This is a genomic window from Chitinophaga filiformis (assembly GCF_023100805.1).
Classification (GTDB): domain Bacteria; phylum Bacteroidota; class Bacteroidia; order Chitinophagales; family Chitinophagaceae; genus Chitinophaga; species Chitinophaga filiformis_B.
Map to the genome: position 1 here is coordinate 1,879,037 of NZ_CP095855.1, position 21,727 is coordinate 1,900,763.

A 21,727-nucleotide genomic window follows, 5' to 3' on the forward strand; every position below is an offset into this window, starting at 1 on the left:
AGCCCTGCCACCCGAATATTGCGACCTTATGCCATAACCCGTATCAAGGGCTCGCCTTAGACAAGGTGATTTTAAACCCGGATGGAATAGTAGGAATCTACAACAGCCTGCCCGGTATAATTAGGTCCCGCCTTATCATCCGCACCAATATAAGTGAGATTGATATGGATATCCCTGGGACCTTCACATGTAACAAGTTTCCGTCGGGCATTATACCTGATCCCATTTTCCTTGAACAGTTTCTTTAGATAAGTCTCTTTTTGATCTCCTTCAATTTTAATATTATTCAAATCCAGATTGGCCATCAATATTCCATTGTCACTGATTGCCTGCAGTGCTTTCATTAATGCTTTAAGTTTATCTCCCACATAATGAAGCCCATGAACACAGGTGATCAGATCGTATTGATCAGTTTCTTCCCAATCAACGAGAGAACCGGTTTTGAATTGCAGGCAATTAATAGCCGGCGGGATTGACTGAAACTGATCCACTAGATCAATACCCTTTAAAGTAACCTGCGTCTGCAGGTTTTTGACAGCTATTTCGCCGGCGTACTGGAGCAACGCGTTGCCCTCCCCGCAACATAGATCCAGCCATTTAACATGCCCTTGTTCCTCAAGGCGCTTATTCAAATACATTCCCGGATGGAAGTGCAACTCCTTTTCATAGCTGTTTACCCCACTTGCTATTCGCTTCCGGTTCATCCGGTTATTGGCAACGACAGGCGACCAGATTAACGCATTTTCCGTTAAAAGTTCCATTGTTATTAAGGTGTATTTATAAGCATATGATAGCAACCCTGCCAAACAGCGTGGGGCATAGTTGTTAATTATATCCATTGATAAGACTTACCACCACCTGGGCTATAATGTCCTTTTCATCCGGTTTGCTCTCCGCAATCATCAATGTGAGCGCTACCAGGGCATTATCAGCAATACGTTTCGTCCCATCTTCGTGATAAAGAATACGGTTTTTCGCCAGGAACCAGACAAACAGAAATGCCGCAATCCTTTTATTACCATCAGAGAAGGAATGGTTTTTTACGACGAAGTATAGCAAATGCGCAGCCTTTTCTTCGATGCTGGGATAAAGATCATGACCGCCAAAGGACTGATAGATGGTAGCAATGGAACTCTGAAATGATTCATCTTTTTCGTTACCGAATAAGCTACTGCCTCCAAATTTGTCCCTCAGGCCCCGAATAGCTTTCATCGCCTCATCGTATGTGGCAATAAATGCCTGCTCCTGGTGCGTAGCCTCTATTGTCAATGTACGGTGATCATATTTATCCAGGATATCCAATGCATAGGTATAGTCCGTGATCACTTTTAATAAACCAGTGGCTTCATCGTTAGTCAAAGGGTTATTTTCCAATACGTTTCCCAATAAGCGGACTGTCTGTTTCAACGCATTAAACTGCTGGCCCTGCTCCTTCAGGCGATTCTCATTGATGGAATAGCCCTGAACAATGTGATCTTTCAACACTTTATTAGCCCATATGCGGAATTGTGTACCTCTTTTTGAACTTACCCGATATCCTACCGACAAAATAACATCCAGATTGTAGTGAATTACTTTCCTTTTAACCTGTCGTTTGCCTTCTTGCTGAACTACCGAGTATTCCTCGGTAGTTGACTTTTCATCTAATTCGCCATCAGCGTAAATATTTTTAATATGAAGCCCTATTGTATCGGAGTCTTTGTCAAAAAGCTCAGCCATACGACGTTGTGAAAGCCATAAGGTGTCGTTTTCCATCGTAACATCAACAAATGTCTGCCCATCTGCCGTTTGATAAATAAAAATCTGATTGTCATTCATAATTACTATATATGGTTGGTTACTATTAAATACAATTCAACAAAATACTTTCACCGGCTATAGCCGTGAAAGATCTATTCTGATGCAATACTTATAAGATTCGTAGTGCCGGTTAACAGGCACTGATGAACTAAGTAAGGTAAACCAGAACGCAATAAGTAATTAGGGGAGATATAAAGGCAATTTACATTAATTAATTAAATATTGTTGTGATATAACGAAACTTTTATAATTGGTGCCTTCAACAACAAACGTTATAGACACAACAAATCATCCTGAGCGCATTTTGAATACAAGGCGCACCATTCAACACAATTTTTCTCCAGGGATTTCATTTAATGCAAACGATTGCATAACTTAGGACAAGATTCCAGGTTTATGAAAAAGAAGGAATAAATACCCATTGTCATCCATCCCTCTTTTTCTCAATAAAACACGTCATAACGCCTGCGTTACCATCAAATGTGACGCGTGATAAACTATTGCCTGTAATCTACAAATACCAGTCAGAACGCATAATTCATTATTACCGATGATCCGTTACCTGCTCTTAACAGGACTTATCTTTTGTCTGTTTCCATTTATTGCGTCGGCACAGCAAAGCCAACGCCTTACACAGCACTGGGAATTTTTAAGGGAAGACCTTGGCAACGTCTGGGAAGCCGTACGCCCGGTGGCAGATGGTAGCCCCGAATCCGTTCCGCTGTGGGAAAAAGTCATCTTGCCTCACTGCTTTAATGCAAAAGATGCCGTAGACCCGAACCTGAACTACTACCAGGGGCCCGGCTGGTACAGAACTACATTGGAGATCAAAAACCCTTATACACAAGGCCGTACGCTGCTGCATTTCGAAGGCGCCGGACAAAAGACGGACGTCTATATTTATACCACGCTCGTGGCTCATCATACCGGTGGCTATGACGAATGGACGGTAGACCTGACCGATGCCATACAGCAGTTCCTGCAGAGCGCGGACGCTAAACGGTATAAAGGCAAAGTGCCGCTGGAAATTCGTTGCAGTAATGCCCGTGACGTGGAAATGATCCCTTCCTCGATGTCTGACTTCAATGTGTATGGAGGCCTGTACCGATATATTAACCTGGTATACAGCCCCGCTTTGTCAATTGAACAAATACATGTCCGGCCACAGGTAGATGCCCGGGGGAACACAGGTGTAGTACAATTACGCGCAGTATTCCGTAATCCGCTGCACACAGAACATGCGTCACTGGACATTGATATACTTGATCCGCAGAAAAAAGTAGTACAACACTATACACAACAGGTTTCCCTGAAAGACAGCACAGTGACTATGCCGGCCATTACTATCAGGAAACCTCTACAATGGTCTCCTGGCCAGCCGCAACTATATACCGTTCAGGCCCGTCTTAAAAGTGCTACTGGTGAAGCTATTTGGAGCGGACGTTTTGGTTTCCGGCATTTTGAATTTGTCACGCATGGACCTTTTATGCTTAACGGGCAACGCCTGTTATTGCAAGGCTCCCACCGGCATGAAGATGGTGCAGGTGTTGCTGCAGCGCTGACGGAAGATCTCATTCGCCGCGAAATGAAAATGATAAAGGATATGGGCGCCAACTTTATACGGCTGGGACATTATCAACAGTCGTCACTGGTGCTGGATCTATGCGATAGCCTGGGAATTTTGGTATGGGAAGAAATTCCCTGGTGCCGTGGCGGACTGGGAGGTGATGTATACAAAGAACAGGCTCGCCGTATGCTGACCAACATGATCGCGCAGCATGGTAATCATCCTGCTGTGATCTTGTGGGGACTAGGCAATGAAAATGACTGGCCCGGCGATTTCCCTGAGTTTGACAAACAAAAGATCCGCGCTTTCATGAGTGAACTGAATACGCTGGCACACCAGCTGGACAGTTCTCGTAAAACGACCATCCGCCGCTGTGATTTTTGTAAGGATATTGTAGACGTCTATTCTCCTTCCATCTGGGCAGGCTGGTACCGTGGCCGCTATACGGAATACAAAGATGAAACTTTAAAGGCTATTGCCGATGTGCCGCACTTCTTTCATGCGGAATGGGGCGCTGACAGCCATCAGGGCCGCCACGCTGAATACCCTGAAGCTGCTCTGAAGAAAGTAGCCACTGGCAAAGGTACCGATGAACGTACCGGCGACTTTGCCCTTACCGGTGGTAGCGCCCGTGCATCCAAAGATGGAGACTGGTCAGAAACCTATGCATGCAATCTAATAGACTGGCACCTCAAAGAACAGGAAACTATACCACAACTCACCGGAAGCGCTTACTGGATCTTTAAGGACTTCTCTACGCCTTTACGTCCTGACAATCCCGTCCCATACGTAAACCAGAAAGGTGTAGTAGCCCGCGATCTTACCCCAAAAGAATCTTACTATGTGTTTCAATCCTATTGGACCGCACAACCCATGGCCCATATTTATGGACATAACTGGCCACTGCGCTGGGGAAAGGATGGAGAAGAAAAAATGATATGGGTGTACTCCAACTGCCCTGAAGCAGAGCTGTTTGTCAATGGCAAAAGTCATGGTGTTAAAAAGCGTAACAGCCAGGACTTCCCGGCTGCGGGACTTCGCTGGCAATTGCCTTTGCATAAAGGCGATTACCAGCTGAAAGTAGTGGCCCGTAAAGGCAAGGAGTCCGTGACGGATGAAGTCTTTTTTACCTATCAGACGGACCAATGGACGAAACCTGCCCGGCTGATGATGGCGAAATCCATTAGTGGCGACACAGCAGTAATAAAGGTCAAACTGTTAGACGCACAGGGCATTCCCTGTCTTGATGCGGCAGATTATATCAATTTTTCCATTGCCGGAGGTGGCACATTGATAGATGATCAGGGAACTGCAGGCGGCTCGCGTAAAGTACAACTCGCCAATGGACAGGCACAGATCAGTGTGCACCTAAACAAAGGAAGGAGTATGGTAGGAGCCGCCGTAAAAGGGATACCAGAAGCGTTTATTGCTTTGTAACCCTTCCGTCGTTCCCCTCTTTAATATAATAGCCATTCCCGAATGGAGATAATGAGTATGCCCAAAAAAATAAGCGCGAACGATAATCATATTAAATACCTATAAACGTGTAGCACGCATAAAATATAGTACTATGAGGAACATATTTTTAAGTATAGTCATTATCATCCTGTCATGCAGGCTCCAGGCACAAACGCTGGCTGCTTCTGCTGATAAAGGTGATGAACAGGGCCTCCTGTTGCAGAAAGGCGCTGAACGTGATCAGGCGGCTATTGATGAAGCCCTGAATGGCTGGTGGAAACACAGTATGGAAAATCATGAAGCCCGTATTGCGTGGTGGCGGGAAGCCAAGTTTGGTTGCTTCATTCACTGGGGAGTATACTCTGTTGCAGGTGGAGAATGGGAAGGTAAAAAAGTGGACGGTTATGCAGAACATCTCATGCGTAAGGAAAGGATCCCCCGGGAAGTGTATAAGGAGAGACTACTGAAGACATTCAATCCTGAACAATTCGATGCGGATGCCTGGGTAAGAATGATAAAAGCAGCCGGCATGCGCTACCTGGTCATTACTTCCAAACATCACGACGGAGTGGCCATGTATCCTTCTGCGGTAAGCGATCTCAATATCAGTGCGTCCCCTTTTAAACGGGACCCTATGCAGGAGTTATCTGCCGCCTGTAAAAAGTATGGCATCCGCTTCGGATTTTACTATTCCCATGCTTTTGACTGGGAACATCCGGATGCACCAGGCAATGACTGGGACTACGATAATCCTGCCGGAGATAAACGCCTGTATGGTGGCCTGAATTGGTTCGATGTTCATCCGGAAAAACTGCCTAAGGCCGTGAAGTATGTGAACGAAAAAGCCATACCCCAGATAGTGGAATTGATCCGCAAATACCATCCGGATATACTATGGTTTGATACTCCCAGCAAATTACCTTTGAGTGAGAATATCCGCATCTTGAAAGCCATCCGTGAAGTAGATAACAATGTGGTTGTAAATGGCCGCCTGGCCCGTTCTGCCGGTATTTCCTTCGGTGATTATATCAACACATCGGATCGCCCTGCAGAATTTTATCCCGTTACCGGCGACTGGGAGGCCATTCCCACAACGAATGAATCCTATGGCTATTCCAAATTTGATAATAGCCATAAACCGGCCGGGTTCTTTGTACGATTGCAGGCTAAAGCTGCCGCCAGGGGAGGGAACCTGCTGATGAATATAGGGCCCATGGGCAATGGTTTGATAGATCCGCGCGATACCGTTATACTGCATAGTATTGGGGCCTGGATGCAAACGAACGGAGAAAGCATCTATGGTACTAGTGCGTCTCCGTTGCCTTTACAGCCCTGGGGCGAAAGCACACGCAAAGGTAATCGCCTGTACCTGCATGTATTCGACTGGCCGGAAAGAGGCCTTTTGTATGTCGGCGGATTAAAGAGCAATATCCGCAAAGCCTGGTTATTGGCAGACCGGCAGCAAAAGGCATTGATGGTAAAACGGGTGAACGACCGGGATATCACAATTGTCCTGCCGGCTAAAGCAAGCGATTCGATGAATAGTGTAATAGTACTGGACATGGAAGATGTAAAGACCGATAGTATCCGTGTACTGGACAGCAATTCGCTCCCCAATGTACTGCGGGCTTTCGATGGCACACTGCATGGCGGTGGATTTCTGTATGGAGATGGCAAAGCCCCGAAATATTATGTGTATAATTGGACAAAGCCAGATCAGTATGTCAGCTGGACGTTCCGGCTCACGGCTCCTGCGCGGTTCCGCACGAATATTAAATACGCAGCAGATTCCACTACCGGTGAAAATAAATTCATAGTAACAGTAAATGGGAAAACGCTCATTGGGAAGACCCAGGCAGTATCTTCTGCAGATAAGATCATGACGCAGTCTTTAGGCGATCTGTCTTTACCCGCCGGTGTTCATACCTTAAGCATACGTCCCGGGGAAATTACAGGTAAGGAATTGATGAAATTATTTGAGATCACTTTAGTGCCTTAATGGCCGACAGAAAAAATTATGCAGATAATGATCAGGAAACCTTTTCTAACTTCTTTATTAATTGGCCTCCTGGCAGGAGCAGACCTGTATGCCACTTCGGCCGATCAATTCCAGCAGGCCCTGAAGAACAGTAAAGGCATTGTTATTTTGGCCAATGGAGCAATGGCGCCTGCTACTGTGCAGCTCTCCCGTACCTGGGAAGGTGATTTTTGCACCACGCGGATTGTAAACACCAGTAGTACGCCAGTACGCATCCGGGAAGTAATACTCGCACAGGCCGGTAAAATACTGGCGGCCAATACGCCATTTTATGCGGAGGGGTTCCAGATGCTGACGCAGACGAGCGGTACGCTTGCAAAGCCCCAGGTACTGGGCAACTATACTGATGAAGGTCACTACAAAATACCGCAGCCTGCAGGCTACCTCGCGGTGTACAACCTGTTACGTCTATATCCTGCCGGAGAACCGGAACTATTGGCCGGGTTCACCAGTTGCAGGCGCTTTGCAGGTAAGTTCTATCTCAATGCAGATACCATCAAGGTAGTAATGGACCTGGAAAACCTGACCCTGGATCCGGGGGCAGCCTTTCAACTCGAAGAATGGACCTTGCTGAAGGGTAGGGACGGGAATGACCTGCTGGAGAAATTTGCCACGCGTATCAATCATCACCATCCGCGCCTGGGCTTTAAAGAGCCGCCTACAGGCTGGTGCAGCTGGTATTGTTTCGGACCGCGGGTAACGGCGCAGAATATCTATGATAACCTGGACTATATCAAAGCAAACATACCCTCCCTGCGATACATACAGATAGATGACGGTTACCAGCCGCATATGGGCGACTGGTTATCAACTGGTCAGTCATTCGGTGGTAATATTCAGCCGGTGTTGAACAGCATAAAGAGCAAAGGCTTCGAGCCTGCCATATGGGTGGCGCCTTTTATCTGCGACAGCAATTCAACCATCTACAAAGAGCACCCCGACTGGCTGGTAAAAGATGCCGGCGGCAAACCATTGCGTAGTGACCTGGTGACATTCGGCGGCTGGCGGCTTAAGCCCTGGTATGTGTTGGATGGCACCCATCCTGCCGTGCAAAAGCACCTCGAAGCTTTGTTCCGCACCATGCGTGATCAATGGGGATGTACCTACTTTAAACTGGATGCCAATTTCTGGGGCGCTATACACGGTGGTTATTTCTACGACAGGCAGGCTACCCGTGTGGAAGCCTATCGCCGGGGTATGGAAGCTATATTGAAGGGAACGGGAGACGCCTTCATACTGGGCTGTAATCACCCCTTATGGCCTTCGCTAGGCCTAATACACGGCTCCCGCAGCTCCATGGATATCAAACGTCAATGGTCGGTTTTTGAACGCTCAGGAAGGGAAAATCTGTACCGTGCCTGGCAGAATGGACGGCTGTGGTGGAATGATCCCGACTGCCTGCTGCTGACTGGTAAAATGCCGGATAATGAGTTCCGCTTCCACGCTGCACTGATATATGGTACCGGAGGTATGTTACTGAGTGGGGACGATCTGACCACTATTTCACCCAAACGCCTGAATATATTGCGGAAAACGGTGCCGCCGGCTGCACATGCTGCTGCCTTTGAAAACACGAAGTTTGAAATAGGCAGGTTGTCTGCCCCCAATGGTAAGTGCCTCGTCTTGCTGAACTGGGATAGTACTGCGAAATCGATCTCCGTTCAACTGGACCGGCCCTGCGAAATTGTTGATCATTGGACAGGCAAAAGCCTGGGGAAGTTCTCAGGTAAGTACACGGCGATGCTCGGGGCGCATGACGGAAGCGTAGTAGAAATAAAAGAATAGCGTTCATATCCAACATTGAAATACCCCAAAGTCCGACTTTAAGGTATTTCAACGTTGGATATGAACACTCTTATTGATCGGATTGTAACCTTGTGAAGACCTCAGTTAGGAGCGGTACCATCTCTGTATACTTTCACGCCTCTCCATTTCACAGTAGCAGTACCGGTCCTTAGTGTACCGTAATTGCCATACTTCATATAGTTAGTGACCGCTTCATTATCTGCAATATCTGCCTTCTTAACGCCATTGATATAGATTTTGATCCTGTTGCCCTTGTCCTCCTGCAGGTGAATGACGTTTATATGCACTTCCTTTCCATAGACATTTGTGGCCAATGTCTGGCCGGCTCCCCTGATGGAGCCTCCATCTGCCGCATATCCGCGGATCATCAGCTGGGTAGCTCCTTCTGTACTGCCGAAGATCTGCATCAGTGACTCATCGTCCAGGGGGGCATTGAAAGTGACGTAGCCCTCAAACTGGCGGCTCCCCGTAGAATACTCATTCTGCAGCCGTATTTCTGAGCGGTTGGACTTATTGTTTACAATGCGGAAGGTCTCTGTACCATCATCGTACCGGTAATCTGCACAGATGGGGCTTCCGACCGACTTATAAGAGGTCCAGTTAAAGATCTGCAGACCGTTCTCATCGTCCAGGTGGATTTTCTTGGTAGGGGAATATGCCACCCATCCGCTACCCACTGCAGATGCAATTGTTACATCTCCATTGATGTTGGCGGTTTGTTGCGCTAGGGATAAAGCGGCGGAAGACTTATCAGGCGCTTGCGCCTCTTTTTGGCAGCTGCCGGTGAGAATAATGATGACAGACAATGTCAGCATTGATTTTAGCTGCCATAGCAGATGCATGGCATTGTTAGTTGTTGCCTGGATTTTCATGACTGTTGGTTTGATCAGTGAATGATAACGTGATATAAAAGGTAGGCTTACTGTTTTGAGATCATCTTCGTAGCTACTTTCCCATTGTGTTGTACACTTATTACATAGGCGCCGGGAGGAACAGTTTTTGCGTTGAACACTGTACGGTGTATACCAGCCTGCAGGTGGGCATTTATCAGCAGAGCTATTCTTCGCTGTTGCATATCAAATACTTCTACCTTTGCTGGTCCGGCTTGTTTTAAGTTAATCTCTATAGTTGTGTTTTCTCCCAGGGGATTGGGAAATACATTCAGGGTCAGCGCGGCTGTTTCTTTCGATGTTTTATTGACAGGGGAATATGCAGGCGGCGCTTCTGTCAGCAGAGCACTGCTTCCGTTAAGTGCGGGCCCGGGCTGATTAGCGCTACCACCGCCTACCTCACTGGGACAGGATGCATTGCCTTCTGCAATACAGAAATCGGCAAAACGCACCTGTTCATCGCGAAGTTGTGATATACTGTTCAAACTCCGGTAAATGCCCCATTTAGGACGGCAGAAAGTAGTTCCACCCCTCCACATATTAATATTGCTGTTGCTGTAGGAAAGCAGTGTAGCGCCATCGCTTACCCGCTTTATTACTACCTGATAAGAGCCACTTGTACTATATTTTATTTTCTCAAATACTTCTACCCATACGCCTTTAAATGACGACAGGTTTACACTGTGAATTTCACCGCCGGTGCCACCGCTGCCTGTGCTGTGGATGATCTGCAGCTTCTGTGGATTGCCGGCGCGGGGTGTAATCGTAATGATAGGAGCGCCGTCGTCACCATCGCCAGCCTTGATCTGATGAATGTGGCAAAAATTGGATGTAGGAATGAAGCCTGCATCTAACTTGAATTTCCAGCGGTAAGTAACCGTCTCGTTCAATGAGCCTTTGACATTGGCAGGGGAGGAGCTCTGGGTTTTAATCTCGTTCCTTTGCCGGTCAGTACTGCCATTGCAGCGATCATTGTCGGGCGTTACGTGAATGTGGAATACAAACACATTTTTGTTAAGCTGGCTGTCAAATACTTCTGTAATATGCCTGCCAAAAGAAGCGTGGGCACAGTCGGGTACTTCTCCGGCGGTACCGCTGCCTAAAACGCTTTCAATAAGCTCGTATGTGTTGCCGGGACCATCCGCCCGTAACGTGACCTGGGCACGCAGATGGGTAGACATGAAAAATAAAAGCAGCACAATGCTGCAGCATCGTAGGGATGTTTTCATAGCGGAAATTTTGAGGGTGACAGGAAAAAAGGGATTAAACTTTATCTAAAAAGTAAACGTTTGCTTCACTTTACCAATCGATTGCATTTAATGTTAAATTAGCGAGTTTCTAATGAAAAGCAAATTTTTTAGTTTGGTAAATGATCGCTATATTCTATAATGAGGTCTTTGGGGATATAAGATGTTTATCTGATCAATGCCAGAAATTGAGTATTGTCCTGGCTAAATTTACTCATCTACAACTGCACGATACCGTGTTTCACAGCATAAAGCGCCAATGCAACCCTGTTCTTTACTTTCAGGCGTTGGAAAAGTGCTTCGCGATAGCCATCAATGGTCTTGGGGCTCAGGTTCATTTTTTCGGCAATTTGCTGATAGGTCAGTTCAGAAGCTGCAAGCTTAATGAATTCTCTCTCATTTTCTGAAAGGTATACAGCGTTTTTATTTGGGCTCATTGTACCATTTAAATTGTAATTCATGACTTTTGTTGCAGTATCGGAGTAATAAAAGCCATTGTTGGCAATGGTCTCCAATGCACGGTGCATATCTTCGACTTCGATGTCTTTGGACAGATATCCTTTTACCCCAAGCCGCAGCATACGCAAAATGGCCTCATCCGATTCCACCATGGATATCACCAATACTTTTACGGAAGCATGTGTGCGTTGTAACCAGTCTACCGCTTCAAAGCCGTCCATATCCGGCATGTCGATATCCATCAGGATAATGTCAGGAAATGGGGCATGTCTCATCTTTCCCTGGAGATCATGTCCATTATCCGCTTCAAAGAGGATATTGTACTTGTTTTGGATGTTACCGAGATTAATGAGTTTGATCAGTCCTTTGCGGAAAAGATTGTGGTCGTCAACAATGGCAATATTCAGTGTGTTCGGTGTTGAGGTAACGTTCTTCATATCACAAGGGATTTAAGTATTTCGGGATGTGGAATGTTTATAGATACTAAGGTACCTTCTCCTTCCCGGCTGGCAATATTAAATTCCGCGTTTATAAGCGCCGCCCTTTTCCGGATATTCAGCAGCCCGGTGCTTTGCTTTTCCCCGATCAGTTTTAAGGCTTCTTCTACATTAAATCCGGAACCGTCATCTGCTATCGTCAGGGCAAACTGTTCCGGCGTGAAAGTAAGGGATGTGGTCACCTTTGATGCCTTTGCATACTTTACTACATTATTTAATACTTCCTGGCACAAACGGAAGAGAATAATTTCATGCTCCGGTAACATCCGGTACTCTTCACCGGTTTTGGCAATGATAACTTCATATTTTTTCGTTTTAGCAAGTCTGCTCAACTCATTGTCCAATGCTTTTACAAAGCCGATATGTATGATATGGTCCGTATTCAGGTTAGCGCTGAGCGCCTTTAATTCACTCATTAGCTGTTTGGCCAGCGACTTCGTTTCAATAATGTTTTCACGCTGCTCTACAGGGCTCTGCGGCAGGATCTCAGAAAGATTGATATTGATCAGCGACACAAGGTGGCTGAAGTTGGCATGTAGTTCTTTGGAAATATGATCAAGGGTTTGCTCCTGGATCGCCAGTTTGGACTGCAGCAGGGTCTGATTAAAGGCCTCGCGTATCTCTATTAGTTCCTGTTGGTGTCGGAATCTTTTCCGCTGATAAAGGAATAGGAAATAGATAATAGCAATGCTAAGGCAAAGAACAATAGCGGTGGAAATTATAATCGTTAGTGCGGTTGCGAGAGTTGAGGTTTGCATAAAAAGCTTATTAAATAACAGGTGCACATTAATAGATTGAACGTATCATTGATCGGCAGGAACATTAAAGACAAATTAGATTGCTGCATGTTCAGGAATCCCAACATTATCAGAAATGGGAGGGATACTGCGTGGTATATAAATATTCCCAACGTCATCCAAACCAATGGTTCTTTATGTAACACAATTATTCTGGTTTCCTGTAATAACTGTTTAAAATATAAAAGGCATAGAATAATAATGGGTATGTGAGCGAAGATTACGCTATACGTGTTGTACTGAAATGGTCCCTGAATAAACAGGTAATTCAGTATGCCGAATGTTACCAGCATGAACGCCACAGGTGGAATGAGCTTTTTTATCTGCGGGCTATCCAGAATAAGGTAAAAGACGGCCAATAAAATTCCAAGCCGGATTGTGATAAAAAGATTATAGATCCAGAAGTTATTTTTTGAATAATCCCAGAAGAATAGCTTATGTATATACAACCGCCAAAGAAATGCGCTTAATTCGGTTAACAGTGATAGTACTACTAATACCGAAAGCAACTTATATGGCTTAGGCCATTTTTGCCGGAAACTTTTCAGGCTAAAAATGGCGCTAAGCAATAATGGTACAAGAAATAGGTATTCATATTTTAGTATACGCTGCATTTACTCAATTTACTGAATGTTATTCATAAAAACTGTCGTCGCAGCGTGGGGGACAAGGAAGTCCCAGGTTGAAATCTTTTACATCTTCAGCAGGGTCGTCTCCGGGGAATAGAATGATCTCTCTTGGCAGGGAGGATCTTTCTGAAAAATTTGATTCTTTTTCCAGCACCACATTGTGATGTATGGTAGTGTTACCCACTGCCTTTTCCCTGGTAACATTGAAGAGCAGACATAATTGTCCTGCGTACTGGTGGCCGTCCTCGTAGGTGCCAAAGTTGATCCTGATGCCGTCTCCCCCGGCAAAGTCAATTTCTTCCAGCAATTTTACGAAATGCTCTTTCGAATACCACACAGACTTGGTGTCGGGCTTACCTAATGCCTGACTTAAAACATTGTGTTTCTGATTTTGGAATCGGGTGATCCGGTCGGCTGTTGTTTTTTGCCCCACGTAGAAAAAAGGAAGGGGCTTTACTGTTACATGGTGTTGCATAATTGGAGTTTTAAAAAAATAGTGGAGTAGGAATTTTTACCACTGCGAAACTATGGCTTCAATCCCTTACAAAATTCAACTCAGATCAAATACAGGAAAAATCCTCCCCGTCCCAAAGGGGTTTATCCGGTAACGGAAAAAAGGGGATTTTTCCCCCTCCATACAGGTTTTTTCCTTCATGGGGCTTTGTAATCTTTGTGTTGTCAAACAGAGATTCTTCTTATCCTCAATTCATTCCCCATGAGAAAAGCATTGGTTGTCGGCATCGACGAATACCCCGGGAGCGCTAAGTTAAAAGGGTGTGTAAATGATGCAATGGAAGTGGCCAGGCTATTAGACACAAACGCAGATGGATCCCCCAATTTTGATGTCATGGTCAGCAATAACGTAAAGACCAGGTCTGTCCTTAAATCCCTTATAGCCGACCTTTTTAAAAGCGACGATGAAATCGGTCTTTTTTATTTTTCAGGCCATGGATATTTTACAGATATAGGCGGCTACATTGTCACGCCCGATTTCAGCCGCTATGATGAAGGTATTTCAATGGATGAAATACTGAAGATCGTGAGCCGGTCAAATGCAAGGCATAAAATAGTGATCCTTGATTGTTGCCATGCGGGGGCAATGGGTACTACTACAGTAACCGGCACTAATACGGCCTTCCTGAAAGAGGGGGTTATTATACTGGCCTCCAGCCGTGACACAGAGGTGTCTGTAGAAAAATCAGGACAGGGCGTATTTACGAGGCTACTTGTCGATGCGCTGAAAGGGGGAGCGGCTGATATAGGAGGTGAAGTAACTCCTGGTAATATTTACAGTTACATTGACAAAGCCTTGGGCAGATGGGAACAACGTCCGGTCTTTAAGGCGAATATAGCCCATACTGTCAGCCTGCGTAAAGTGAAACCAGTTGTCGCCTTATCTGAACTGAGAAAACTGACGGAATATTTTCAGCATGCAGACAGCGAGTACCCCCTTGATCCGAGTTATGAATATACCGCTGAAGCCCCTGATAGCGACAATATCAACATATTTAAGATCCTGCGCAGAATGCAGTTGATTGGACTGGTTGAGCCTGTGGGCGAGGAATATATGTATTGGGCTGCCATTAACAGGAAAAGCTGTCGCCTGACCTCCATGGGAATGTACTATTGGAAGCTGCTCACCAATAAAAGAATATAACTCCAGCAATATGTAAATTCCTTTGAATAATGAGAAAGCTGTTTAAGTATGATGTAGCTATCTCCGTTGCCGAGGAAGACAAAGATGTAGCAAAGCAAATCATCGCGGAACTAAAGAAGAAGAGAATAAGCTATTACTATTATGAAGATCATGTTGCCCGCAGTTGGGGGCAATACATCATCAATCTCACAAAAGATGCTTACGGCAAACATGCCAGGTATGTATTAATAATAACCAGCCGCATCTACGTAGAGAAATACTGGTCAAGTATGGAACTGCAGATAGCCGTTTCCAATATGGTAAAAGGTAAAGAGTATGTGCTGCCATTGAGGTTAGACGATACACCGGTAGATGGTATTTCAAAACATCTTGTATACCTTGACTGGAAAGGTAATCCGGAAGAAATTGCCCGTATTCTTCGGGACAAGATAAAGATAGAGAAGTGGGCGGAATTGCGGGCTGAACTCCGGATTTACTTATGGCCCTTTGTTTTGATCAGCATTGCCTTGATTGTCTATTTTAAGTCAAGGCCTGTACCACGGTCGCACTTACCTGCGCCAAAAACGGATAAGATACGGATTGCAGAGGTACCTGCCATGTCATCCAACGAAAACAATGCCCCTCAAACTTTATTTAAACGTAGCATCGATACCTTCTATATCAGCAATACCGAGGTAACCGTTGCCCAATACAGGAAGTTTTGCGATAGCCAGAACAAGGGGTTTCCGCCGCAACCTCCCTCATCTTATGAAGATGGTCCGGTAAGGAACGTAACATGGTATGAAGCGCTCGACTACTGCAAATGGGTACATGGACGGCTCCCCACGGAGGCCGAATGGGAGTATGCCGCCAGCGCAGGCCAGGCTGGGAGGTACAGTGGTGGCAATAGCGCAGCGAAGGTGGCCGTATATGGCAGGCAAAAACCCGTAACAGTCGGTTCGAAACAACCTAATGCATTTAAGTTGTATGATATGACCGGAAATGTAGCAGAATGGTGTGACAACTGGTTTGATTCCTCCTGCATATGGAAAGCTGTAAGGGGTGGCTCCTATAACAGTAAAATTAGCCCCGTGAATGAATTAGCCCTCACCTACCGTACCAAAGAACATCCCGACATCCGGAACCCCTATATCGGTTTCAGGGTTGCCTGGAATAACCACTAATAAATCAAGCAACATGTCAAATTCCAAATTTGAGATCTTCAAAAGCCCCGCTAACAGCCAGTATTATTTTCACCTGAAAGCTGGCAATGGAAAGATTACCCTCAGCAGTGAAGGCTATATCGCCAAGCAATCCTGTAAAGACGGTATTACCTCCGTCAAACTAAACGCTCCGGATGAGCAACGATATGAGCGCAGGCAGAACAACAGTTACACGTTTGTACTGAAAGCGCGTAACGGAGAGGTGATTGGTCGTAGCCAGAGCTATGCATCTGCCGAAAGCCGCGACGCCGGAATTGATTCAGTGAAAGAAGACGCGCCCGGTGCAGATGTCGATGATCTGAGTTAAGATCAATGGGGGAGCGAACAGGCACTTTCGTTCCCCTTTCCTACTTTAATATGTTACCTGACTCAAATCAAATAAATGCCATATGAAACTCGTGAATATTCTGGAAACTTATGATACTGCCTTGCTGGACCAGATATCCGCTGATAAAGTGGATGAGGCGATCAGTTTAAGATTGCCTCAACCGGTGATCGTGCAGGAAATTATTTCGGCCCTAAGTTCCCAGTCCTATATTTCTGACAAGATCCAGTATGCAAGGCCTCCTGCCTTTGCTATATTGAACCTCATCCTGCAATCGCCTTTTTTCATGGTTGAAATTGAAGGATTCAGGACCAGGGTATTGGAGTATGTAAAGGAACTGACGGCAAGGGTAGCACAGAACAATTATTCCCCTGGTAAGAACCCTATACTATATGTTAAGATATTGAAGAAGGCCATGGAAAATGATGGTATCATTGATAAAAGTGAAGCCAATATTCTTGAGCTGGTGAAAGCGGAGCTTGGCATATGGGATCGTGAGCATTTTGTATTAATGCATGATGCCGCTATTATTAATCTTTGGGACATTGAACAAGAGTATTATCAGACAAGGAACTTTCTGCTTGCAACAGGTATTATGCTCACTCACGACAATAAATATATAATTGCGGATGAAGTGGCAATACAGGTCCGTAAGGCGTTTGGTATAGAACTGGTTGACGACGCCTATAAAAGGCTGCTGAATTGTTTTACGCGTGAAGAGCTGATGCACGTGCTTACATACTACCATCTTAATGTAAGCGGGTTGAAAGAAATAATAGTTAGCCGATTGCTTGACGCCCTAATACCGGCAACTGAATTGTTGAACATCTTTCAACTTGAAAAATTGCGCGAGGTCTGCCGCCAGGAGAATATTCCGATGGGCGGGCTTAAAAGTACTGTTATTGCTAATATTATTGAGTTCTTCGATCAGGATAAGGACCTGCTCCCTGACAAAGATGATTCGGCACCGGCTCCTTCTCCGGAACCAGAGGTAAGGGAAATGGCACCGGAAGTATATACAAGGGTACTGACGTTGCTCACCGGGCAGCAGTTATACGATGTATTGCATCACAATGGGCTTATGACCAGTGGCACAAAGGATGAAAAAGTAAAACGTATATTGGATAGCTATAAGTCAGAACGTTCCATATTAAACTTCCTTCGGAAAGATGATCTGTCTCAGCTATGCAGGAAATTGACGTTATTGATATCCGGTTCCAAGCAGGAGCTGATAGACCGCATTCTTGATTATGTACCCTTTTCAATTCAGGGCGATTTGCAGGTAAATCAGGACGTTCCGGACATAGCAGGTATTCCAGCTGTTATCGTTCCGTCCCAGGAGCCGGCAATACCGGCCCCGATTGAATCGCCGGCTTTACCAGCAAACTGGAGTGAAATCGATATGAAATATCCTCATCTGGGGCATGATGAGAAGATTGTACTGGCAATATTGAAGGAGGCAAAATCCATCACAGAGCAGGATCTGTCAAGAATTGTAACGAAGCATAAACTTGGCTGGTTCCTCCACAAGGCGCACATGGCAGAATTAATTGCCAGGTTAAAACGGGATGATAAGCCTTATATACAAATTAAAAGCGTACAAAATAGTAACATCTATCAATGGACTTCCAATGATATTGCGGATGGGCAGATCCTGGAGAAAAGGGCGGCGCGTGATATCATTGATGCACTACGCCATGGGGTAGTACCTAAAAATAACCTGGACCTTGTAATGGTCGGGCAGCAGACGGCCAGAGCTCATCTTACAGACATCTTGTTTGAGGTCAATCAGAATAAGTCTCATTTTAAGTTCATCAGGGGACAGTATGGGGCGGGCAAAACTTTTCTGTGTTCATGGTTAAAGGAGTTCGCCTTAAATAATGAATTTGCGGTTTCCTCCATTAATATCAGTCACGATCAGCCACTGTCCGATTTACCGGTTTTCTTTTCAGGAATGATCAACGGATTGAGAACACCGGAGAAAACCGATTCAGGTGCGTTGGTAGATATACTCGAATCCTGGCTGCTTAATGTGCATAATAGGACGGCCAAAATGGAAGGTATAGACCTGACAAAGGAAGGAGCACATGCAGTCCTCACCCGCATTGTCGAGAAATCTATCGAGGTTGAGCTGGCCAATTTCAATGATATAGAGCCAGGTTTTGCACAGGCGCTTCGTGCTTTTTACGACGGAAAAGTGAATGGTGATATGGAGCTCGTATCGAATGCGGTAGCCTGGATCATGGGCAGCAGATCGCTTTCTTCGCAGGCCCTCAGGGATATTGGTGTAAAGGGTACTTTAGAGGCGAGTAATGTATTCCCAAGAATGCGTGCAATTTTGGAGATCATTAATGGCGCCAGATATAAAGGATTGCTTCTTTTGGTAGATGAATTGGAACTGATACGGAAATTCCCCCATAGCCGGCAGCGTGAGCTTGCCCTGGAAACGCTGCGACTGCTCATAGATGAAGCGGGGCGCAATGCCTTGCCCGGCGGGCTTGTTATATTTACCGGTACTGATGAATTTTTTGAGGATGAACGTTATGGATTGAAAAGTTATGAAGCACTGGCAGACCGGGTACTTACGCCGTTTGCCTACGGGAATTACAAAACCGTACGTCAGCCGATCATCAGTCTTGAGGCACTGGATTCACAACGCCTGGCAAATGTCATATTTAAAGTGCGTGACCTGTATGGTATCGCTTATGGGTGGGATGCACGGCAGTTCGCCGATGACGAGTCTATTTTAAGGCTGATCGGAGAGTGGACGGTGTTCGGCGAAGAGAATATTGACCGGAAACCGAGGCCGATTCTGCGGGAATTTATTCAGATGCTGGATCTTTGCGAAGAAAATAAAGGGGTCAGTCTTTCCCAGTTCCTGAAAAAGTCGATGTTGGAAATAGTATCTGAGTCTTCAAATAATTAGATATGTCCATCCATAAATTGCATCCAAGACTACAGGACCTTGTTAAGGACCAGAAATGGGATCGCCTGACGGAAATCCAGGAAAAAGCATTTGATCCGATCTACCAGGGGAAGAGTTGTATCATTGAAGCACCCACCTCCGGTGGTAAAACGGAGGCCGTACTATTTCCACTTTTAACCAGAATTGCAACCCGGAAAACCTCCGGTTTTAAAGTCTTATATATAGCACCTCTCAAGGCCCTGCTCAATGACCTGGCACTTAGAGTGTTGCCATATGCCCAAAAGTGCTACATGGAGGCGTTTAAATGGCATGGCGATGTGAGTCAGGGTGATAAGGTCCGGCAAATGAATTTCCCTTCCGACATTCTCCTGACGACTCCTGAATCTATTGAAGCAATTTTACTCAGAAGGGGGAACTGGAGAGCCGTGTTCAGTAGCCTTGAGACGATTGTGATAGATGAGGCACACTATTTTGCGCTGACGGAGAGAGGATCTCACCTGATGTCCCTTCTTGCAAGGATAGGGGAGTATCTCCCGCATGAGCCTCAAAGGATCGCGGTTACTGCTACCATAGGAAACCCGGATGAATTGTTACATTGGCTGATGGGAGGCAGGTCTGGTGGGGAGTGTATCAGGGTTGAAGGAAAAAACACAAAGGAAAAGGATTTTGAGATCCGTTTCTTTGTAGAAGATGGCAGAGACCTGCAGCGTGATTTGTACAATTTGCTGGTGAGAAAAAAGTCTATAGTTTTTGATCGGTCAAGAACGGGAACAGAAGATACTGCCGCCCGTATTAATCAATATAACCAGGAGCATCCTGGCCGGTTTCCTGTTAAAGTGAAGACACATCATTCTTCCGTAAGTAAGCGGTTAAGAGAGGATGCAGAAGCTTCTATCAAAAATGTATCCGGAGAATCGCTCAATGCGATCATCAGCACCTCGACGCTGGAGTTGGGAATTGATATTGGAGAGCTGGATCAGATTCTTCAGATCGGGGGCTTAAACAGCTCAGGTTCCTTTTTACAACGTGTGGGAAGAACAGGCCGCAGAGCGGGCCGCCCGCAGTTTTTTCGCGGTTTATGTTCGGATGTGGGTGAACTGGTATTATTGACCGGCTGTGTAAGCTTAGGAATGAAAGGGCGCTCGGAAGCTATTTTACTTCCCCGGAGGGCCTTTCATATTCTGGCCCACCAGGTTATTTGTTATTGTATTCAGCATGCAGGAGCTACTGCGGAACAGATCTGGACGACCCTTTCCAAGGCTTTCTGCTTCTCAAAGATTTCCCGCGCAGAATTGGATATGCTGGTTGCACACATGGTACAGGAAGAGTATTTGAGACGTGTAAATGGAAATGTACTATTGACTGGCGATAAAAGTGAGAAGGAATTTCTTCGTGCAAACTACCGGCGATTGTTTGCGATTTTCGACACCGGTCCTATTTACAATGTTGTTGATGGTAAGAAAGTGATCGGAACGCTCGACTCAGAATTTGCCAGAACACAGCAGCTGCCATTTATTTTTGTGCTTGGCGGCCAGGAATGGAACACACTTAAAATAGACCATGAGCAACAACAGGTCATGGTACAAAAGAATGAAACGGGAATTGCGCCTAAGTGGAATACCTATAATAATCCGGATATCCCTTTCGAACTGGCACAGGAAGTTGGCCGGCTTTTGATGGGAGATGAAACGATTGAATTTCTTGACTATCAGGCTTTTATGGTGATTCGTGCGCAGAGAGAAGCTCATCGTTATCTTGGATGGGAAAAGAGGAAATGGATAATGGAAGTTGCTGGGGGATCGGGAAAAATTCATTTATGGACCTTTGCCGGAGATAAGATCAACAGAGCGCTCCATATCATCTTCAAGTCTTGCTCGGAAGGCGAAGGTAGTTACGATTACCAAAAGGTAGTGTTGAACATGAATCAAATGTCAATAGAAGCAGCCTACGCGCTTATGATGCGTCTCAGAGATCAAACGGAAAATGATATCGTAAATCTTCTCGAAAGCAACACAGCTCCGAAGTGGTTTTCAAAATTCTCGGCGTGTTTGCCAGATGCCTTAGCCACGAGGACCATAATAGAAAAAGGTATGGACGCCGCAGGGCTCGTTCGTGAACTCAACATCGTCACTATTGAATACTAAGCTTGCAGGTAAACACAAAACATTCCCTGCGCATAGTCCCTATGTGCGTGGAGAACCTCCTTAAAAAGTACATTATGAACCGGCTTACCCGATAGATGCATCATCACAATTTATGCTACATCTCCATCAATACTAAAGCTGACAACAAGTTGTTTAAGTATATGCAGGCCTCCCGCGGAAGTGCCCGCTGCCACAACGAATCGCGTAGATGAATCCATATGATTATTTTGGAATTGATCGAAAGTGCTGCTGTAGGAGCACAACGACTATACCTAAATGCGGGAC

Annotated in this window: 16 protein-coding genes; 9 read left to right on the forward strand and 7 right to left on the reverse strand. The window is 45.6% G+C overall.

Going from position 1 to position 21,727, the window contains the following annotated elements; genetic code table 11:
• Window positions 1–71: 71 nt before the first annotated feature.
• On the reverse strand, window positions 72–839 hold the full coding sequence (locus tag MYF79_RS07765) for a class I SAM-dependent methyltransferase (RefSeq protein WP_247813303.1): 768 nt from the start codon (window positions 837–839) through the stop codon (window positions 72–74).
• Window positions 826–1,818: a virulence protein RhuM/Fic/DOC family protein gene (rhuM, locus tag MYF79_RS07770; protein ID WP_247813304.1), complete on the reverse strand. Its 993-nt coding sequence runs from the start codon at window positions 1,816–1,818 to the stop codon at window positions 826–828. The genes MYF79_RS07765 and rhuM overlap by 14 nt, the downstream gene beginning before the upstream one ends.
• A 532-nt stretch (window positions 1,819–2,350) precedes the next feature.
• On the opposite strand from rhuM, the gene MYF79_RS07775 reads away from it, so the two are divergent.
• From MYF79_RS07775 to MYF79_RS07785, 3 genes are all read left to right on the forward strand, one after another.
• Window positions 2,351–4,804, forward strand: a complete 2,454-nt coding sequence (locus MYF79_RS07775) for a glycoside hydrolase family 2 TIM barrel-domain containing protein (RefSeq protein WP_247813305.1) — start codon at window positions 2,351–2,353, stop codon at window positions 4,802–4,804.
• Window positions 4,805–4,937: 133 nt separating this feature from the next.
• Window positions 4,938–6,824 (forward strand): alpha-L-fucosidase, encoded by a 1,887-nt coding sequence (locus MYF79_RS07780; protein WP_247813306.1) that lies wholly within the window; start codon window positions 4,938–4,940, stop codon window positions 6,822–6,824.
• Window positions 6,825–6,851: 27 nt separating this feature from the next.
• Window positions 6,852–8,648 (forward strand): glycoside hydrolase family 36 protein, encoded by a 1,797-nt coding sequence (locus MYF79_RS07785; protein ID WP_247813307.1) that lies wholly within the window; start codon window positions 6,852–6,854, stop codon window positions 8,646–8,648.
• Between the two features lie 101 nt (window positions 8,649–8,749).
• Here MYF79_RS07785 and MYF79_RS07790 read toward each other — a convergent pair whose 3' ends face one another.
• From MYF79_RS07790 to MYF79_RS07805, 4 genes are all read right to left on the reverse strand, one after another.
• Window positions 8,750–9,541 (reverse strand): hypothetical protein, encoded by a 792-nt coding sequence (locus MYF79_RS07790; RefSeq protein ID WP_247813308.1) that lies wholly within the window; start codon window positions 9,539–9,541, stop codon window positions 8,750–8,752.
• Between the two features lie 47 nt (window positions 9,542–9,588).
• Entirely contained in the window at window positions 9,589–10,788 is a 1,200-nt protein-coding gene (locus MYF79_RS07795) for a T9SS type A sorting domain-containing protein (RefSeq protein WP_247813309.1), read from the reverse strand.
• 236 nt (window positions 10,789–11,024) lie between these two features.
• On the reverse strand, window positions 11,025–11,702 hold the full coding sequence (locus MYF79_RS07800) for a response regulator transcription factor (protein ID WP_247813310.1): 678 nt from the start codon (window positions 11,700–11,702) through the stop codon (window positions 11,025–11,027).
• A complete protein-coding gene (locus MYF79_RS07805) occupies window positions 11,699–12,520 on the reverse strand; it encodes a sensor histidine kinase (protein WP_247813311.1) in 822 nt (273 codons plus the stop codon). The genes MYF79_RS07800 and MYF79_RS07805 overlap by 4 nt, the downstream gene beginning before the upstream one ends.
• A gap of 248 nt (window positions 12,521–12,768) precedes the next feature.
• Here MYF79_RS07805 and MYF79_RS07810 point away from each other — a divergent pair, with 248 nt between their 5' ends.
• On the forward strand, window positions 12,769–12,921 hold the full coding sequence (locus MYF79_RS07810) for a hypothetical protein (RefSeq protein ID WP_247813312.1): 153 nt from the start codon (window positions 12,769–12,771) through the stop codon (window positions 12,919–12,921).
• Window positions 12,922–13,192: 271 nt separating this feature from the next.
• Here MYF79_RS07810 and MYF79_RS07815 read toward each other — a convergent pair whose 3' ends face one another.
• Entirely contained in the window at window positions 13,193–13,663 is a 471-nt protein-coding gene (locus tag MYF79_RS07815; RefSeq protein ID WP_247813313.1) for a hypothetical protein, read from the reverse strand.
• A 240-nt stretch (window positions 13,664–13,903) separates the two neighbouring features.
• On the opposite strand from MYF79_RS07815, the gene MYF79_RS07820 reads away from it, so the two are divergent.
• The 5 genes from MYF79_RS07820 to MYF79_RS07840 all read left to right on the forward strand — a co-directional run bounded on the left by MYF79_RS07820 (window position 13,904) and on the right by MYF79_RS07840 (window position 21,442).
• Window positions 13,904–14,845 (forward strand): caspase domain-containing protein, encoded by a 942-nt coding sequence (locus MYF79_RS07820; RefSeq protein ID WP_247813314.1) that lies wholly within the window; start codon window positions 13,904–13,906, stop codon window positions 14,843–14,845.
• 29 nt (window positions 14,846–14,874) lie between these two features.
• Window positions 14,875–16,008 carry an SUMF1/EgtB/PvdO family nonheme iron enzyme gene (locus MYF79_RS07825; RefSeq protein ID WP_247813315.1) on the forward strand — a complete coding sequence of 378 codons (1,134 nt, stop codon included), beginning with the start codon at window positions 14,875–14,877 and terminating at the stop codon, window positions 16,006–16,008.
• A gap of 13 nt (window positions 16,009–16,021) precedes the next feature.
• Complete coding sequence (locus MYF79_RS07830) at window positions 16,022–16,354, forward strand: YegP family protein (RefSeq protein WP_247813316.1); 333 nt, start codon at window positions 16,022–16,024, stop codon at window positions 16,352–16,354.
• Window positions 16,355–16,436: 82 nt separating this feature from the next.
• The gene (locus MYF79_RS07835) at window positions 16,437–19,298 is read left to right on the forward strand and encodes a BREX system ATP-binding domain-containing protein (RefSeq protein WP_247813317.1); all 2,862 of its coding nucleotides are present in this window, start codon (window positions 16,437–16,439) and stop codon (window positions 19,296–19,298) included.
• Between the two features lie 2 nt (window positions 19,299–19,300).
• Window positions 19,301–21,442, forward strand: coding sequence for a DEAD/DEAH box helicase (locus MYF79_RS07840; protein ID WP_247813318.1), 2,142 nt, complete (start codon window positions 19,301–19,303; stop codon window positions 21,440–21,442).
• Window positions 21,443–21,727: the final 285 nt, after the last annotated feature.

Excerpts from the sequence above, each read along its gene's own strand:
- MYF79_RS07765 (WP_247813303.1), bottom strand. The coding sequence starts at position 839 with ATGGATATAATTAACAACTATGCCCCACGCTGTTTGGCAGGGTTGCTA.
- rhuM (WP_247813304.1), bottom strand. The coding sequence starts at position 1,818 with ATGAATGACAATCAGATTTTTATTTATCAAACGGCAGATGGGCAGACA.
- MYF79_RS07775 (WP_247813305.1), top strand. The coding sequence starts at position 2,351 with ATGATCCGTTACCTGCTCTTAACAGGACTTATCTTTTGTCTGTTTCCA.
- MYF79_RS07780 (WP_247813306.1), top strand. The coding sequence starts at position 4,938 with ATGAGGAACATATTTTTAAGTATAGTCATTATCATCCTGTCATGCAGG.
- MYF79_RS07785 (WP_247813307.1), top strand. The coding sequence starts at position 6,852 with ATGATCAGGAAACCTTTTCTAACTTCTTTATTAATTGGCCTCCTGGCA.
- MYF79_RS07790 (WP_247813308.1), bottom strand. The coding sequence starts at position 9,541 with ATGAAAATCCAGGCAACAACTAACAATGCCATGCATCTGCTATGGCAG.
- MYF79_RS07795 (WP_247813309.1), bottom strand. The coding sequence starts at position 10,788 with ATGAAAACATCCCTACGATGCTGCAGCATTGTGCTGCTTTTATTTTTC.
- MYF79_RS07800 (WP_247813310.1), bottom strand. The coding sequence starts at position 11,702 with ATGAAGAACGTTACCTCAACACCGAACACACTGAATATTGCCATTGTT.
- MYF79_RS07805 (WP_247813311.1), bottom strand. The coding sequence starts at position 12,520 with ATGCAAACCTCAACTCTCGCAACCGCACTAACGATTATAATTTCCACC.
- MYF79_RS07815 (WP_247813313.1), bottom strand. The coding sequence starts at position 13,663 with ATGCAACACCATGTAACAGTAAAGCCCCTTCCTTTTTTCTACGTGGGG.
- MYF79_RS07820 (WP_247813314.1), top strand. The coding sequence starts at position 13,904 with ATGAGAAAAGCATTGGTTGTCGGCATCGACGAATACCCCGGGAGCGCT.
- MYF79_RS07825 (WP_247813315.1), top strand. The coding sequence starts at position 14,875 with ATGAGAAAGCTGTTTAAGTATGATGTAGCTATCTCCGTTGCCGAGGAA.
- MYF79_RS07830 (WP_247813316.1), top strand. The coding sequence starts at position 16,022 with ATGTCAAATTCCAAATTTGAGATCTTCAAAAGCCCCGCTAACAGCCAG.
- MYF79_RS07835 (WP_247813317.1), top strand. The coding sequence starts at position 16,437 with ATGAAACTCGTGAATATTCTGGAAACTTATGATACTGCCTTGCTGGAC.
- MYF79_RS07840 (WP_247813318.1), top strand. The coding sequence starts at position 19,301 with ATGTCCATCCATAAATTGCATCCAAGACTACAGGACCTTGTTAAGGAC.